The sequence below is a fragment of the Gammaproteobacteria bacterium genome, from assembly GCA_030949385.1.
Lineage (GTDB): Bacteria > Pseudomonadota > Gammaproteobacteria > JAUZRS01 > JAUZRS01 > JAUZRS01.
In genome coordinates, this window is sequence record JAUZSP010000003.1 from 528,743 (window position 1) to 542,997 (window position 14,255).

Consider the following 14,255-nt stretch of genomic DNA (forward strand, 5'->3'; position numbering starts at 1 on the left):
GTTTGAGGCGTTTATGCAGCAGTTGTTTGAGGCCACACCACAGCAGTTTCAAAGCTACAACCGTGAAGCCTATGCGTGGTTGCGCTGGTTGCGGCAGATGGCGGCGGCTCGTCTGGGTGATGATAAGGGTTCGAGTCATGAGTAAGGGATTGGCGGCAGTACCGCAGTATTTGGGTGATCAATTTCAGACGGCTTCGCCTGGGATGCGCTTTGGCTATTACTTACCCTTATGGATGGAAGGGAGCTTTAAGCGGTTGGAGGATAAAACCGACGCGCTAAAAAAAGCCTGTGCCTTTACCGAGGCTGATAAACAGCATGTGAAGAGGCTGGTGGAGCGACAAGCGGCGATGGCAAAGATGCTGTCGGCGGAGCGTTTGTGTCGGTTGGAGGCGGAATCAACCGCGCCTTTTTCCACTGGCTTAGGCAATGAACACCCACTGGAAAATGGCTTTGCCTTTCTGAACCCGTACGGTCTGCCCTATTTGGCGGGCAGTGGGGTGAAGGGGGTGCTGCGTCAAGCGGCGCGGGAGCTGGCGGGGCTGGGTGAGTACGAATGGGAGCTTGAGTCAAGGTGGGATCAGGCCTGTATGGATGCCCTGTTTGGCAAAGAGGACAGCAACAATGCCCAGCGTGGCGCGTTGCAGTTTTGGGATGTGATTCCTGATTTGAAGGCGTTGGAGGTGGAGGTGATGACCCCGCATCAGGGGCATTATTATAAAGCCGCTGATCAGCCTCACGATTCGGGACAGCCGATTCCGATTAACTTTGTGACCGTACCCGCGACGACGAATTTTGTGTTTCATGTGGTCTGTGATGAGACGTTGTTGCACCGTGTTGCCCCGAACCTGTTACAGGAGTGGCAGACTTTGCTGGAAGAGGCGTTTGAACATGCCTTTGAGTGGCTGGGATTTGGCGCGAAAACGGCGGTGGGTTATGGGGCGATGAAGCGGGATCTGAGGGCAGAAGATGCGCACCGGGAAGAGTTGGAGGAGCAGCAGCAAGAAGAGGAAGAGTCGGCTTATTTGGCGACGTTATCGCCTGTGGAACGTGATATTGAGGGGGTGTGTAAAAAGCACAAGGGGAACAACCCTGCTTCAGCGTTGCTGAAAAAGCTGGACGCGGGAGAGTGGCAAAGCCCAGAGGATCAGCGACTTGTTGCAGAAAAAATTCGTTCTCTTTGGCAAGCTGAAAAAAAGTGGAACCCCGATTTTTCGGGAAAAAACAAAGCCAAAGTAAAGCAGAAAAAGCACTGTGAGACAGTATTGAATTACCTTGATGGGTAAGGAATTTATTTGATTGGCGCACTGCCCTTTGGTTAGTGCGCCCTACTTTGTGCAACTCAAAGAGTTGATTTTATTGCCCTGATGAAGGGCTTTTTTTTGGCCGCAAGCTTGTCAAATGAGTATGTTTATTTTTTTCCTCTAAAATGCGATTCCAGAAGACGAGCGGTCTGTTTGTTAGCAAAAGCAGACAGAAGGTCGTTTATTTTTTTAATGCAGTGAGGAAGATGTTATGAGTGAAAATAAAGCGGCTGCGGCAGGTGCAGCAACGGGTGCGGCGGGTTCTTTGGGCGCGGTTGCGGCGAGCGGTGTGGTTGGTTTGGGTGCCACGGGTGTGACTTCGGGTTTGGCTGCGGTGGGCGGTATTGTGGGTGGCGGTATGGTTGCTGGTTTGGTGGTGACGGCGGCGGCTCCGTTGGCGGTGGGTGCAGCGGCGGTGGGGATTTATCGCTGGTTGCGTGGTTGAATCGGTGTGGGCAAGGATGCCCTATTTTATATTTTTTTATATTTTTTATATTGGAGCAAGGCAATGTTTGATTTTTTGGAAGAGGTTTTTGAGGTCGTTGTTGTCGTGGCTGAGACAGTGACGGAAGTGACGGATTTGTTGGATGATATATTTGACGATTAAGCTCGGTTGGTTTTTATTTTTTATCAGTGAGGTGGTTTATGAGTCAGAAGGCGTTGGTAACCCAGTTGGATCAGCGAGGTGAATTTGTGATAGAGAGCGGTGTTGAAAAAACGTCTGCTGAGTCAATCGTAGGTGCTTGATATGTGCAGAAAATTCCAAGTGAGTGTGTGCTTGCCTTTTTTTTAGATGAGGATGAGGGTAAAGGTAATGGGGTTACGGGCAAGAAGCGTAAATCCCCTTGTGCAGACATAGCCTCAATTAAATGAGGATGCGAGGGGTGTTGGTAAAAAACAGGGCGCATATGGAATGCGCCCCTACGAAAGGGGAATTTGCTCTTGTGTGTTTTTTGGCGCATTGCCCTTTGGTTAATGCGCCCTACGTTGGGGTGTTTTGCAAGCTTGTGATTTTCGTTGGGTTGGTTTTAATCTGTTTTAATGGGGTTCTTTTTTAGAGGGTAAAAACATGGCTGATTTTGATGATGTGAAGTGTATGGCGAAGAAAGGGGTTAAGGCGGTGAGTGCGGGTAACGGTGCACGGGTAGCAACGGTGGTCGCGGCGGGTTGGGTTGGGGTGACGGTGGCGGCTCCGGCGTTGATTGCGGTGGGTGTGGTTGCGGGTGTGTTTAGCTTGTTCAGCGACGACTGAGGTCGGTTTGCCCTTCGGGGCTTGGTTGAAGGGTGTTATGGGTGGTTTGAATCTGAATTTTTAGGAGCAGTAACTGTGTTTTTTTTGATTATTATTGTAGGTGGATTGGCTTTTTTGGTGGGTTCATTGTCTGCAACGTTGACGAACTCTGATCGTAAAGATCGGTAGGGTTTAACTGTTGTTTTGTTTGTTTTTGTTTAATGTTAAGGAGAGTGTGATATGTGGTGTGAAATCGCTAAGATTGTCATCGTCATAGCAACGGGTTGTAAACGCTAGGATCGTTCTGGCTTGGTGCTGTTGAGGTTTTTTCCATGCCCCTTTTTGGGGCTTTTTTTTGTCCTTAGAATTAATAGCAGCGTTTGGGTGTGCGGGGATTTACTTGCAAGCTTGTTGTTTATCCGCTCTGCGGGTGTTTGGGTTTTAATGGCTCATCGACAAAATGAAGAGAGTGAATAAGGTCATGTTTCAGGGTTCCACTAAGGCGATTAAATTGCGCTTGCTGCTTACCAACCGCTGTACGGCGAGTTGTGATTATTGCCACAACGAAGGGCAGGATAAACAGGCGGCGCGTTCTCGTCTCTCGTTGCAGACCATTCGTGACATTCTGGATAACTTGGCGGCGGCAGGGCAACGCTTGGATGAGATTGTGCTCAGTGGTGGTGAACCGACGTTGCATTCGCAGCTTTCTGAGGTGGCGGCGTTGTGTCGTGTGCATACGGATCACCTGTCGATGGATTCGCACTTGGGGCATCCTAAATTGCTGGCGGCGGCGTTGCCTCATCTGGATGAGTTGAAGATTCACCTCGACTCTTTCGATGCCGCCGAGCAGCAGCGGAGCATGGGCATTGCGTTGGCTCCGGTGTTGGAGAGCATCGACCTGGCGCAGAAATTCCCCATTCAGCTCTGCATTAATCACCCGTTTATGGCCGTTGAGAGTACGCGCCATTTCATCAGAAAAAGTGCGGCGCTGGGGATCAATTGCAAAATCATTGAGCTGTTTGAGGATGAGCGCAGCGTGCCGTTGGCGGCGTTGCAGTTGGAGCGGATGGGGTATCGCTGGCAGCGGGATGGCGTTTGGAGCAATGCGGCAGGGCATCAACTGTTTACCAAGCGGTGTGGGGCTGAGCATAACGTGGATCATGGAAGTCTGTTTGTTGGTGCCGATGGCATTCGTTACGCGGTGGATGGGCCGGTGGTGGGTGACGCGGAGCGGTTTGCGGAGTTTTTAGCGCCTTCGGCTCAGGGTGTGTTGGATCGTTGTGAGGCGGCGTAGGGGAGTTCCCACGCAGGAGCATGGGAACTAGAAAAAACTAGAAAACTAGAAAATCTAAACCCATGTCATTCCCGCGAAGGCGGGAATCCACATGAATCTATGACAAGAGCCTATGGATTCCCGCCTTCGCGGGAATGACGAGCGAAAAATAAACCTCTTATTTAAAATTCACGTTTCACAAACAGGGTGAACACAAGGTTCGTCCTGAGGGATATAAATTCTTTTTTAGCGCGTAACATCAGCGAATTACTGTTTTGCATGAGGAGCAACGATGAAAGAGCGGTCTCTGTACCTTTTGGCCTATGACATTGGCAGCCCGAGCCGTTCACGGCGGGCGTTGAAATTGATTAAGGCGCACGCCATCGGACGGCAAAAGTCGGTGTTTGAGTGTCTGTTAAATCGGCGTGAGAAGCAGAGCTTGATGGCGGATTTGGCGGCGGTGTTGGATCAGCAGGAGGATTATTTTCTGTTGCTGCCTTTGCAGGCAAAAGAGGGCAGCTACCCTTTGGGGTTGGCTTCTCGGGTGATGACTTCCGATTGTTATTTGATAGGTTAGGCTGATGAGTACGCTTTATTTGGATCGAAAAAATGTGCAGTTGAGTGTCAGCGGTGGGCAATTGTTGGTGCGGGAGCCGGAGGCTAAATTACGCAGCATTCCGTTGAAGTTGCTGGAGCGGGTGGTGATTCGTCATGCGACGCAGATGGAGAGCACGTTGTTGGGGGTGTTTGCGGAGGCGGGGGTGGCGTTGCTCTGTTTGAGTGCGCGTAACGGTCGGCGCACGGGGCGGGGCTTGATCCTTTGTTGGGGTTTTATCATGAGCCGAGTTATGGCCGTGAGTCGTTGGCGTGTGATGTGATGGAGCCGTTGCGTCCGCGTTTGGATCGCTGGGTGTGGCGGTTGTTTCGGCAGCGGGTGTTGTTGCCGGAGCATTTTGTCTGGGATAAGGGGGCGTGTTTGTTGAACAAGGAGGGGCGGCAGAAATTTTACCCTAGGTTTGAGGTGGCGGCTCGGTTGTGGCGGCGTTATTTGCGTCAGCAGAGTTACGCTTTGGCGAAGGAGTTGACGGCGATGGAGGTTGTGAAATGAAGCGACGGGCGTATTTGGCGGCGTATGACATTGCGGATTCGAAGCGGTTGCGGCGGGTGGCGAAGTGTCTTTCTCAGGTGGGGATTCGGATGCAGTATTCGCTCTTTTATCTGCCGTTGTCGGTGGTGGAGCGGGTGGCGTTGTTGCAGGAGTTGGCGGGGTTGATTAAGGCCGATGAGGATGATGTGCGCCTCTATCCGGTACCGAAGCGGGGCAAGATTACGGTGTTGGGACGTGAGCCGTTTCCTGATGATATTGTGCTGTTGGACGGTGAGCATAATGTGTTGCGTTGGGAGGCATAAACTGCTTTACATTTTCAAGAACAGAGCGAATAATAACGTCGGTTCTTGCAGCTCGGCGAGAGGTTAACTAAGGGGTTTAGGCCATGAAAAAGCAGTTAACTTTTCAAAAACTTTTATTTCCTAAGACCCCCTTTGTAAGCTATTGTTTTCAAAGAGGAATTAGAGCCGAGGTGTTTGAAACATTGCCCTGATGAAGAAGGGATTAAGACTACGATTACATGGGCATCTCCACGTCATTAAACTGTTTGAAACATTGCCCTGATGAAGAAGGGATTAAGACTACCGTGTAAACGTAGAGGTGTAATATGTCTATCGTTTGAAACATTGCCCTGATGAAGAAGGGATTAAGACGACACACGCCGTTGCTGTTAAACACGTCTACCATGTTTGAAACATTGCCCTGATGAAGAAGGGATTAAGACCGATTAGTTTATACGGTAGTGCCTTACCAGTCACCGTTACGTTTGAAACATTGCCCTGATGAAGAAGGGATTAAGACAGTCACACCGGCAATCGTAATGCACACGATGCTATCGTTTGAAACATTGCCCTGATGAAGAAGGGATTAAGACCAGGGTGTACACCAACAACTAACGCAGGTGAATGGTTTGAAACATTGCCCTGATGAAGAAGGGATTAAGACGTATGTCGAATTACTGCATCACCTTGACTCTAAGGTTTGAAACATTGCCCTGATGAAGAAGGGATTAAGACTTGACTGGCTGACATGTAGCAATACTCTAGGTTTGAGCGTTTGAAACATTGCCCTGATGAAGAAGGGATTAAGACGTAGGGGCGGAATATTTTCCGCCCCTGTGCAGAAATAGCCTCAATTAAATGAGGATGCGAGGGGGGTTGGTTTTGCCTCTTGTGAAAAAAGCCCCTGTTTAGGGGCTTTTTTTGTGGGTAAAAAAACAGGGCGCATATGGAATGCGCCCCTACGAAAGAGGGTGGTATGAGTTCCCACGCAGGAGCATGGGAACTAGAAAAATCGTTGTGAGGCGGCGTAGGGGGGTATGAGTTCCCACGCAGGAGCGTGGGAACTAGAAAGGGGGATTGAGGGGGATTTGCTTTTGTATGTTTTTTGGCGCATTGCCCTTTGGTTAATGCGCCCTACGGGGCGGTGACGTTCCAGCGTTTAAAGCGTTTTTTGCAAAAGAGCAGCAGGCTTTCGTAGTCGGGAAAATAGAACTCAAAACCCTCTTCGGCAGGTGCGTCGTATTCACAGTAGTCGTTGCTGTGTTCGCGGCAGATGGTGGGGCGTTGATGATAGATGCCGCAATTGCCCTCATGGGTCAGATGCTCACAGGGGCTGTTAAAACAGAGCAGCCATTCGTCTTTGTCTTTAAAGAGGCTTACGTTTTTGTGTGAGACCTGCCAAAGCAGATGTTCAAAATCGAGTTTGGAACGCGGTGTTTTGATCTTTTGGGTAATGTAATTGCAGCACAGAGATTGGGTGCAGAGAGTGCATTTGGTCTCTAAGGGAATAATTTTAGTCGCTGAATAATCGGACACAAGAGTGTATTACTGTTTTTTATAGTGCAATAAAATAAAATGAAAGACATAAAAAAGGATGCCACGAAGGCACCCTTTTCTTGTTTAGAAAACCTAAAAAGGCAAACTAAACTTATTGAGCGACTACGTTAGCAGCCTGCAGACCTTTAGGGCCTTGCTCAACTTCGAAGGTCACTTTTTGGCCTTCTGCGAGGGTTTTGAAGCCTTCACCAGAAATCGCACGAAAATGAACGAAAACGTCAGCGCCGCCGTCGTCCTGAGAGATGAAACCATAACCTTTTTCTTCGTTAAACCACTTAACCGTACCAGTTACGTTAGACATGAATGTCTCCTGAAAATTGTAAAAAAATGGATGTGCGTAAAATTACGCCTCAGAGCCCGAAAGTAGAATCATTCATAATCGCAATCTGAGGGTGACGCTTCAGGACATCACGCTTACATAAAGTGAAGCAGTGTGAAGAAGTGTACAAGTACAAATGTTGCATAAGATAGATCTATGTTCTGTAGGGCGAGGAGAATACTAACACAGGTTTATCGAGAGTGAGAACAGTGTTTTCATGACTTTTTGTGAAAAAGCCCACTGATTTCACCTTCAGTGCCGTTGAGAAAGCAAAAGTCGTGACAATTATGCTTTAAAGCAGCTCCTTAATCTGGCCTTTGTCCTTGATTCGATAGCTTCCATCAGACTGCCGTCGCGTCATCTGGCTGAGGCCATTGAGAATGGCTCTGGAAACGTTACGAGCGGGGGTGATTTTCAGATCAAGGTCATAATTGCCCGCAGGTGTCAGAGTCAGCTTGCCCTTCAGAGAGAGGTCACCGCCGGTGTTGCTCAGTTGCAGCTGGATCAATTCGTTCTCGGTGCTGATGAGTGCCTGTACATCTCCCAGCTTGACCGTGGCGGGCATGGGTGTGGTGAGACTGGCTTTGCTCCAGAAGAGGCGACCGTTGATCGCCTCAGGGCCACTCTGTTTAATAATGGCATTGTCGATCACGGCGCTGATCTGACCGGAGAAGGTGGCCAGTGGCAGCGGCAGCAGAGCTTCCAGTTGTTTGGCGGCGATCTCAAAACGGGTCTCGCTTAGGTACAGGCTCTGACTGGCTGAAACAGCCCCATGGCCGTTGCCTTGACCGCCGAGGTAGCCAAACTCCATGTGTGCGCCGAGACGGGCTTTGAACAGGCTGCTGAGGGTGATGTGCCAATTTAGGTTGTCTATTTTTTGTTCTGGGTCGATCTGCAGGCGATTGGCGTGGCCGTTGAGCAGGCTGCCGGAGATGCCGTGCAGTTGCAGAGGGTTAATATCGACCCAACCGAGCAGACGGCTGGCGGGCAGATTGATCAGCAGGGCGAGCAGGTAGCTGACCAGCAACAGGGGCAGCAGGTAACGAAGCTTCATTTATCACCCCTTTCTACGCTGATGCGGGCGTTGACCTTGCCCGCTTGCATTTTGCTGATGTTGGCGCTGATGACCCGCAGGCCGTGGTTCAGTTCCAGATCCGCGAGCATGTTCATCAGTTGGTTAAAGTCCACCTGAGCAAATTGCACTTTGGTGCCTTTTTTTCCTTGTGGGTCAATGCGCTCCGGCGTGCCGAGGCGCGCACGGCGAATGGCGGCATCAACAATAATGTAGGGTGCTTGGCCATTGCTGCGCGTGCCGCTGTTGGTTTGTCCAGCACCGAGAGAGAGGGCTTCTTGCTGGGATTGCTGCATCCAGAGCAGCTCTTGTTGCAGCGCCTTGACGCTGTTTTGGCGCTGTTCTCGTGCGAGCAGAGCAGGTTCGATCAGCAGCAAGTAGATTAAAGTGAGCAGCAGCAGAGAGCCGCCCATCAGCACCCATTTTTGTTCTCGTGGTACGAGCTGAGAAAACCAGAGTTTCATGAGCCTGCCTCCAGTCGCAAGCGACCTTTAACTTGACCTTTCTCGGTATTGGCGGAGAGAATTTTGACCCGCAGTTGGCGCTGTTCCAGTTGCCGTTTTAGGCTGTCCAATGCTTGCAGTTGAGCGGTATTCACTTCGAGATCCAAATAACCTTTGCGAAAATTGAGGCCGTTGAGCTGAATGTTCTTCGCCTGCGCCAACGGTTGGGCGCTGCTGACCAGCAGTGGCAGCAGGCCTTGCAGATTACCTTGACCGCTGCGCAGTTTTTTCAGCCGCGTTTTCATCTGGGCGCGGGCATTGACCACTCGTTTGACGCTGGGAAAGGTGGCGCGGAAGGTTTGTTCGATTTCGCTGCGAAGTTGCTGTTCTTGTTCACCGAGCTGCTGATGCTGCAACAGCGTAGCGACGCTGCTGGTGAGCAGCAGCAGGGCGGCGATGGCCAGCGGTTGTTTCCACGGTTGCCAGAGTTTTTGCAGCGGGTCTTGGCGGCGATACTGCCCTTGCAGTAGATTGATGGCCGGTTTTTCCAAGCGGTCATTGAGTTGTTCCAGTGGGTGTGAACAACGGTGGTAGTCAATGGCCAAGGGCAATGTATTCAGATTCAGGTCGTCGCCTTCAGCGCAGTGGTAGAGGGTTAAGCGTTGGGGCGCTTCCGTGTCGGCAAAGTCGATGGCGCTGCTGAGCAGCTCGGGCAGCGCTTCGGTTTCGATGCTAAAGCCCTTCAGTCCAGATTGGCGAATGATGGCTCTTTGCTCGTCCACCAGCAGCGACCAGCCTTCATTGGCTTGAGCGAGTGCTAAGGGTTCGGGCAACAGGGTCTGAGGGCGAAGGCCAACGGCGTTGAGCTGTTCTAGCAGATCTTCCAGATAGCGTTTGTTGATCACCGCGACGGGATACTCATCGCCTTCTGCTTCGCCGATGGCAAAGTGCAGCTCGTCCACATCGTCGATCAGGCTCTCTTCAAGGGCGAAAGGGATGGCGCTTAAGACGCGGCTGCGGTTTTTGCTCGGCACGCGGGCATGGGTGAGCAGCACTTCGTTGCCCGCCACCAGCAGCAGCACATTTTGGCCGCGTGCGTGCAGCGCAGCGTCATTTAAGCTGCCGTGCTGAATGGGCGACTCCTGCTGTTCGTTCTGTGGCGCGCGCCAACTGACCTGTTGAGGTTGGGTTGGGTTAAAACGGATTACAAATGGTTTGGCCAAGCTGTTCTCTCCTTGCTCGCTGCAAAACGCGAGTGGCACCTTTGTCGTCTCGGTAGAGCAGACTGTATAAAATATAGTGTGCTGCGCCCAGAGTGACGATCACTCGGGTCTGAAAATAGTCGCTGCTGACATCGGCACTCTGGCGAATCTGGCTTTTGTCGTTGATGGTGAGGCTAACACCGCTGTTGGCAAGCTGTTGAATAAAGTTGTCTATGTTTTTAAAGGCGTCTTGTGAGGTGCTGTTATCCACTGGGCTGTTTGCGTCTGGCAAGGCGCTGTTGGCCGTTGGCCGTTGATCCAAAAGTGTTTTGGCCGCCGTTGCGCTGATTTTACTGTGCAACGCTTGCAGATTCAGTTCGCTGGCGGTGTTGACGTTGATTTTAGTCACGCTGGGCAGTGCGCTCAGGTACGGTTCGAGTTTAGTGAAGATCTCAGGGGTGATGCCACGCACGGCGCGCAGTTCACTGAGGTCGAGCAGGGCTCGGTTGGCGCTGCGGTAGGCCTGCGGCAGACTGGAATAAAAATCATCTTCAGCGCCGCCACTGCCACTGGGGTTGATGTCGGCATCGAGCCAATCTTCGATGGCGTTGGCGAGGGCGGGGTCTAACTCCAGCAGTTGCAGCAGGCGTTGCAGTTGGCCGCTGGCAGCGGGGTTCAGTTTGCCTTGGGCGGTGATTAAATTATTGAGGTTAAAGCGGCTGTTTTGGTCGATGACACAGCCCATGATCTGGGCGTTGTCGATGGGCAGCGGCGGCGTGCTCATGGCCCAATCTTCACTCAGGTCGTCGGTTGTATTCTTTTTTCGGTCTTGGGAGAGCAGCACGCGGCCCAAGCCTTCCCCTGCCAGCGCCACATGGCGCGCTTGCTCCAGCAGCAGGCGCGCTTGGGTGAGGCGAATGTCCATCTGCTGACGAGAGACCATCGCGGTGGTGGCGATGGTGGCCAGCGCCACCACCAACAGTACGGTGATCAGCGCGACCCCTTGACAACGAAAGGCTGAGTGCATCAGCCGGGCACCTCAAACAGACGGGTGATTTCGCCCCAAGGTTCTAAGGTGAGTTTGATCTCAATGGCGCGCGGCAGGGGGACAGGTTTGCCCGAACGGGCATCGGGCCAGCGGGTTTGCCAGCGGCTGTTTTGATCCATAAAACGCAATTCGACCTCTTTGATACCGCTGAGCAGCAGGCGACGATGCACTTTTGCACCTTGGATGCGATCCAGATGCTGCCAATATTGGCGATAGAGTGTGTCGTCTTCCAGTAAATAACTGACCCGTTGCAGTTGGGAGCGCGGGCTACCAAGCGGGTTTTGCCAACCGCTGCGACTGAAAGCCAAGATGAGCGAGTCTCCTTGGTTGGTGATAAAACTGGCCTGTTGGCTGCCGAGTTCATCCCGAATGGGGCGGTCGATCATCTGTTGCAGATCGTCGCTGAAGTAGTAGAAGGTCTGTTGCAGGGCGTTGAGTTGATCGGAGCGTTCGGCGGTGATGCTGCGGGTCTGCAACACCGAACTGAGGCCACTGTAAGCGGCCACTGCCAGCACAGAGAAGACGGCGATGGCCACCAATAACTCGATTAAGGTGAAGGCCTGTTGTGAAACTCTATTCATCGTGTCGGCGCGCTGGGAACGGGGGCGGCTTGAGGCGCTTTGGCGTTCAAGCTGGGGTCAATAATAAAGGAGGCTAATTTGACCAGTGGATTTTCATCATTGGCGTGCAGGCGAACGTCCACATCAAGGCGGCGCATCTCTTTGCTCTGGGTGGCTTTGACGACGCTGCTCCAGTGCCATTTGTAACCGGCCATCTCTTCGGTGCCGCTTTTCTTACCTTTGTCCAACCACTTTTTTTTCAGGCGCAGTTCGCTGATTTTATTCGCTGCTACCCAAGTGGCAAAACTTTTTTGCTGTAGGTAGCCGCTGTTGGCGGTGGTGTCGGCTGCGCCTTTGATCAGCGCACCTAAGGCGACGGCCAACACCGCCAGTGCCACCATTACCTCGATTAGGGTGAAACCGTCATGGGCTTTCACAAAGAGTCGCCTTCGCGTTTCAGTTGCAGTGCTTTTTCCACCCCGGGTTCGATGCGGTACTGGAGTCGGGAGTCTTGATCTTGAATCAGAATGGCAAAATCGGGCAGAATCTCACCGCTGGAGAGCAGGAAGATGTGCGGTTTGCGGCTCTTTTGCTGCTGCTCATCTCTTGGTTCATCCAGTGAGATGCTCAGCCCCTCGATTTGAATTTCAAAGGTTAAATTTTCGGGCAGTTCACGTTTGCGCAGCTGTTTTTCTTGCAGCGTTTGCCAGCGTTTGCCGTCGATGAGTTGATAAAATTGGTACTGCTGTGCTTCGAAACGCAGCCCCAGCTGACGGGATTGCAGCAGCGCTTGTTGGGAGGCCAGATGCATCAGTTGCAGCAACCGTTGCGCTTCTTTCTGTTGCCGTTCAGCGGGGTTGCCAAAGTCGATGCGCAGCACCGCAAAGGTGGTGAGAATGCCGATTAAGGTCATCACCACCAGCAGTTCCAGCAGAGTAAAACCGCTGTGGGTTGAGTGGGGGGTGGGATGAGTCACAAGGTGCTCGGGTTGAAAATCAGTTATAGATCCCAGTTGCCGATGTCGGCGGCAAATTTGTCGCCACCGGGTATGCCGTCGGCACCCAGAGAGTAGACGTCTATTTCACCGTGTTCGCCTGGGCTGATGTATTGGTATTCACGCTGCCACGGATCTTTGGGCAGTTTTTTAACGTAACCGCCCTCTTTCCAGTTGTTGGCGTCGTTGGGGCGTGTCACCAGTGCTTCCAGCCCTTGATCGGTGCTGGGATAGGTGAAGTTGTCCAGTTTGTAGAGTTCGAGTGAGCTTTCCAGTACGCGGATGTCCTGTTTGGCTTTCACCACGCGCGCTTTGTCCGGTTCGCTCATAATGCGTGGGATGACCACGGAGGCGAGAATGGCGAGAATGGCGACGACCACCATGATTTCAATCAGGGTGAAACCCGCTTGCTGGGCGTGAGGGCGTGAATGGGTGAGGTTCATTTAAAGGCAGCTCCAACAGTAAATAAGTATGGGCGAGAGAATAACATGCTTGTTGGCTTATTGGCTGGTCGCTGTTAAGCAGAATCGAGATTTTGTAAGCTGCGTCTCGTATTTGGATTGATGATGATAATTTTATTGACTTGAGGAGAGGTGATGGCTGACGTATGGAGTCGATGGGCTTGGGTGATCGTGTTGTCGGTGTTGTGTATTTTATTGCAGGCGACGGGCATGAACACGGTGATTCGTTTTGATCGTCAAGCCATTGATGGCGGTGCTTGGTGGTTGCTCTACAGTGGTAATTTAGTTCATTTTGATTGGATGCACTTGCTTAGGAACTTGGCCGGAGTGGCGTTGATTCAAGGCTTGTTTGGCCCTCTGCTACAGGGTTGGCGCTGGTGGTTGGTGTTGTCCATTTGTTCGTTGGGAGTGGGTTTGGGGTTGTACTTTTTTATGCCGCAGTTGGGTTGGTATGTCGGTCTGTCGGGGGCGGTGTTTGGGGCGTTTGTGGTGGGGGCGATGTTGGAGCTGCAACAGGGATGGAAATTTGGCCTGTTGCTGTTTGTGTTGGTGTTTGGGCGCTTGTTATATGAACTCACCATTGGCGCGATGCCCGGGGCGGAATCTTCGGGGATGACGGTGGTGGTGGAGTCGCACCTTTATGGCAGTTTGACGGGTTTGCTGCTGGGGGCGCTGCTTTTGTGGCTGAGAATTAAAAACCGTTCTGCTAGCGACGGCCGTTTTTACTGAGGTGTCGAGGGCGTAAGGAAGGGCTTGAGTGGGCATCAAGCGGCAGGGCAGAGAGAAAAAATTCACTGACCAGCAGAGGGTGTTGGCCTACTTGGAACAGAGAGCGCCGTCCCCAGAGGGTGCTGTGATGAGTAACGTGTGTGATTTGGCGGCTTTGTTTGGCGGGAATACGAATGATCTGTAGAGCGCCGCGTCGCAAACTGGGGTCGGTGAACAGCAATGCCCCCAGCGGGCGGTTGCCGATGGCGGCCAGACGTTGCTGATGGCCCTTTAAGCTGGAAAGTGGCAATAGGGTGTGGGCGTAGATCCAAGGGGTTTGGCCGCAGAGCAGATGTACGTCACGCTCAATCAGACGCGAGCCGAGGGGAATCTGCAAATGTTGGGCTTCCTTTTGCTGAGCGTAACGAATCTGCTGTTTTAAAACGCGCACGCTGAAGGTTTTGTTGCAGCCATTGAGCAATTTTTGCGTGAGGCTGCCGCTCTCTTGCAACCAAGGCCGGAGGGCTTTGGGGGCGGCATTGAGATGGAAACGACTGCCATTAAGCCAGCGTTGGTGGAGCGGATTTCGCATGGGCGTTCCGAGTTAAAAAGAGGGCGATTGTAACCAATGCTTTACATTGAGGCCAATATCTAGGATTGTGGCGCGAATGTGGTGTGAGTACGTTTACTGTTGAAC

20 protein-coding genes, 1 pseudogene and 1 CRISPR repeat array are annotated in these 14,255 nt (G+C 52.0%); of the genes and pseudogenes, 10 read left to right on the plus strand and 11 right to left on the minus strand.

Annotated features, from left to right (window positions below; translation table 11 throughout):
* Positions 1-13: 13 nt before the first annotated feature.
* The 9 genes and pseudogenes from Q9O24_06185 to cas2 (Q9O24_06225) all read left to right on the plus strand — a co-directional run bounded on the left by Q9O24_06185 (position 14) and on the right by cas2 (Q9O24_06225) (position 5,215).
* Positions 14-145 carry a hypothetical protein gene (locus Q9O24_06185; protein MDQ7074736.1) on the plus strand — a complete coding sequence of 44 codons (132 nt, stop codon included), beginning with the start codon at positions 14-16 and terminating at the stop codon, positions 143-145.
* Positions 138-1,283 (plus strand): type III-B CRISPR module RAMP protein Cmr6, encoded by a 1,146-nt coding sequence (gene cmr6, locus Q9O24_06190; protein MDQ7074737.1) that lies wholly within the window; start codon positions 138-140, stop codon positions 1,281-1,283. Before Q9O24_06185 ends, cmr6 begins: the two co-directional genes overlap by 8 nt.
* A 246-nt stretch (positions 1,284-1,529) precedes the next feature.
* Positions 1,530-1,817: pseudogene (locus Q9O24_06195) on the plus strand (hypothetical protein).
* A gap of 553 nt (positions 1,818-2,370) precedes the next feature.
* Positions 2,371-2,553 (plus strand): hypothetical protein, encoded by a 183-nt coding sequence (locus Q9O24_06200; protein ID MDQ7074738.1) that lies wholly within the window; start codon positions 2,371-2,373, stop codon positions 2,551-2,553.
* A gap of 439 nt (positions 2,554-2,992) precedes the next feature.
* Entirely contained in the window at positions 2,993-3,826 is an 834-nt protein-coding gene (locus Q9O24_06205; protein MDQ7074739.1) for a radical SAM protein, read from the plus strand.
* A 271-nt stretch (positions 3,827-4,097) separates the two neighbouring features.
* Entirely contained in the window at positions 4,098-4,382 is a 285-nt protein-coding gene (gene cas2 / locus Q9O24_06210) for a CRISPR-associated endonuclease Cas2 (protein ID MDQ7074740.1), read from the plus strand.
* 4 nt (positions 4,383-4,386) lie between these two features.
* Positions 4,387-4,683, plus strand: coding sequence for a CRISPR-associated endonuclease Cas1 (locus tag Q9O24_06215; protein ID MDQ7074741.1), 297 nt, complete (start codon positions 4,387-4,389; stop codon positions 4,681-4,683).
* On the plus strand, positions 4,629-4,913 hold the full coding sequence (locus Q9O24_06220) for a CRISPR-associated endonuclease Cas1 (GenBank protein MDQ7074742.1): 285 nt from the start codon (positions 4,629-4,631) through the stop codon (positions 4,911-4,913). The genes Q9O24_06215 and Q9O24_06220 overlap by 55 nt, the downstream gene beginning before the upstream one ends.
* Positions 4,910-5,215: a CRISPR-associated endonuclease Cas2 gene (gene cas2 / locus Q9O24_06225; protein MDQ7074743.1), complete on the plus strand. Its 306-nt coding sequence runs from the start codon at positions 4,910-4,912 to the stop codon at positions 5,213-5,215. Before Q9O24_06220 ends, cas2 (Q9O24_06225) begins: the two co-directional genes overlap by 4 nt.
* A 172-nt stretch (positions 5,216-5,387) precedes the next feature.
* A CRISPR array of direct repeats spans positions 5,388-6,004; the repeat unit is 37 nt; unit sequence GTTTGAAACATTGCCCTGATGAAGAAGGGATTAAGAC.
* 324 nt (positions 6,005-6,328) lie between these two features.
* On the opposite strand, the gene Q9O24_06230 is transcribed toward cas2 (Q9O24_06225), so the two are convergent.
* From Q9O24_06230 to gspG, 10 genes are all read right to left on the minus strand, one after another.
* Positions 6,329-6,730 (minus strand): YkgJ family cysteine cluster protein, encoded by a 402-nt coding sequence (locus tag Q9O24_06230; protein ID MDQ7074744.1) that lies wholly within the window; start codon positions 6,728-6,730, stop codon positions 6,329-6,331.
* 112 nt (positions 6,731-6,842) lie between these two features.
* Positions 6,843-7,052: a cold-shock protein gene (locus Q9O24_06235; GenBank protein ID MDQ7074745.1), complete on the minus strand. Its 210-nt coding sequence runs from the start codon at positions 7,050-7,052 to the stop codon at positions 6,843-6,845.
* A gap of 310 nt (positions 7,053-7,362) precedes the next feature.
* On the minus strand, positions 7,363-8,124 hold the full coding sequence (locus Q9O24_06240; GenBank protein MDQ7074746.1) for a type II secretion system protein N: 762 nt from the start codon (positions 8,122-8,124) through the stop codon (positions 7,363-7,365).
* A complete protein-coding gene (gene gspM / locus Q9O24_06245; protein ID MDQ7074747.1) occupies positions 8,121-8,606 on the minus strand; it encodes a type II secretion system protein GspM in 486 nt (161 codons plus the stop codon). The genes Q9O24_06240 and gspM overlap by 4 nt, the downstream gene beginning before the upstream one ends.
* The gene (gspL, locus tag Q9O24_06250; GenBank protein MDQ7074748.1) at positions 8,603-9,808 is read right to left on the minus strand and encodes a type II secretion system protein GspL; all 1,206 of its coding nucleotides are present in this window, start codon (positions 9,806-9,808) and stop codon (positions 8,603-8,605) included. Before gspL ends, gspM begins: the two co-directional genes overlap by 4 nt.
* A complete protein-coding gene (gene gspK / locus Q9O24_06255) occupies positions 9,780-10,814 on the minus strand; it encodes a type II secretion system minor pseudopilin GspK (protein ID MDQ7074749.1) in 1,035 nt (344 codons plus the stop codon). Before gspK ends, gspL begins: the two co-directional genes overlap by 29 nt.
* Positions 10,814-11,416, minus strand: a complete 603-nt coding sequence (gene gspJ, locus Q9O24_06260) for a type II secretion system minor pseudopilin GspJ (GenBank protein MDQ7074750.1) — start codon at positions 11,414-11,416, stop codon at positions 10,814-10,816. Before gspJ ends, gspK begins: the two co-directional genes overlap by 1 nt.
* Entirely contained in the window at positions 11,413-11,832 is a 420-nt protein-coding gene (gspI, locus tag Q9O24_06265; protein ID MDQ7074751.1) for a type II secretion system minor pseudopilin GspI, read from the minus strand. The genes gspJ and gspI overlap by 4 nt, the downstream gene beginning before the upstream one ends.
* On the minus strand, positions 11,829-12,371 hold the full coding sequence (gspH, locus tag Q9O24_06270) for a type II secretion system minor pseudopilin GspH (protein MDQ7074752.1): 543 nt from the start codon (positions 12,369-12,371) through the stop codon (positions 11,829-11,831). Before gspH ends, gspI begins: the two co-directional genes overlap by 4 nt.
* 23 nt (positions 12,372-12,394) lie before the next feature.
* Positions 12,395-12,832, minus strand: coding sequence for a type II secretion system major pseudopilin GspG (gene gspG, locus Q9O24_06275; GenBank protein ID MDQ7074753.1), 438 nt, complete (start codon positions 12,830-12,832; stop codon positions 12,395-12,397).
* A 153-nt stretch (positions 12,833-12,985) separates the two neighbouring features.
* On the opposite strand from gspG, the gene rrtA reads away from it, so the two are divergent.
* Positions 12,986-13,579: a rhombosortase gene (gene rrtA / locus Q9O24_06280; GenBank protein ID MDQ7074754.1), complete on the plus strand. Its 594-nt coding sequence runs from the start codon at positions 12,986-12,988 to the stop codon at positions 13,577-13,579.
* Here rrtA and Q9O24_06285 read toward each other — a convergent pair.
* Complete coding sequence (locus tag Q9O24_06285) at positions 13,557-14,150, minus strand: chorismate lyase (GenBank protein ID MDQ7074755.1); 594 nt, start codon at positions 14,148-14,150, stop codon at positions 13,557-13,559. The genes rrtA and Q9O24_06285 overlap by 23 nt on opposite strands.
* Positions 14,151-14,255: the final 105 nt, after the last annotated feature.

Excerpts from the sequence above, each read along its gene's own strand:
- Q9O24_06185 (MDQ7074736.1), top strand. The coding sequence starts at position 14 with ATGCAGCAGTTGTTTGAGGCCACACCACAGCAGTTTCAAAGCTACAAC.
- cmr6 (MDQ7074737.1), top strand. The coding sequence starts at position 138 with ATGAGTAAGGGATTGGCGGCAGTACCGCAGTATTTGGGTGATCAATTT.
- Q9O24_06200 (MDQ7074738.1), top strand. The coding sequence starts at position 2,371 with ATGGCTGATTTTGATGATGTGAAGTGTATGGCGAAGAAAGGGGTTAAG.
- Q9O24_06205 (MDQ7074739.1), top strand. The coding sequence starts at position 2,993 with ATGAAGAGAGTGAATAAGGTCATGTTTCAGGGTTCCACTAAGGCGATT.
- cas2 (MDQ7074740.1), top strand. The coding sequence starts at position 4,098 with ATGAAAGAGCGGTCTCTGTACCTTTTGGCCTATGACATTGGCAGCCCG.
- Q9O24_06215 (MDQ7074741.1), top strand. The coding sequence starts at position 4,387 with ATGAGTACGCTTTATTTGGATCGAAAAAATGTGCAGTTGAGTGTCAGC.
- cas2 (MDQ7074743.1), top strand. The coding sequence starts at position 4,910 with ATGAAGCGACGGGCGTATTTGGCGGCGTATGACATTGCGGATTCGAAG.
- Q9O24_06235 (MDQ7074745.1), bottom strand. The coding sequence starts at position 7,052 with ATGTCTAACGTAACTGGTACGGTTAAGTGGTTTAACGAAGAAAAAGGT.
- Q9O24_06240 (MDQ7074746.1), bottom strand. The coding sequence starts at position 8,124 with ATGAAGCTTCGTTACCTGCTGCCCCTGTTGCTGGTCAGCTACCTGCTC.
- gspM (MDQ7074747.1), bottom strand. The coding sequence starts at position 8,606 with ATGAAACTCTGGTTTTCTCAGCTCGTACCACGAGAACAAAAATGGGTG.
- gspK (MDQ7074749.1), bottom strand. The coding sequence starts at position 10,814 with ATGCACTCAGCCTTTCGTTGTCAAGGGGTCGCGCTGATCACCGTACTG.
- gspJ (MDQ7074750.1), bottom strand. The coding sequence starts at position 11,416 with ATGAATAGAGTTTCACAACAGGCCTTCACCTTAATCGAGTTATTGGTG.
- gspG (MDQ7074753.1), bottom strand. The coding sequence starts at position 12,832 with ATGAACCTCACCCATTCACGCCCTCACGCCCAGCAAGCGGGTTTCACC.
- rrtA (MDQ7074754.1), top strand. The coding sequence starts at position 12,986 with ATGGCTGACGTATGGAGTCGATGGGCTTGGGTGATCGTGTTGTCGGTG.
- Q9O24_06285 (MDQ7074755.1), bottom strand. The coding sequence starts at position 14,150 with ATGCGAAATCCGCTCCACCAACGCTGGCTTAATGGCAGTCGTTTCCAT.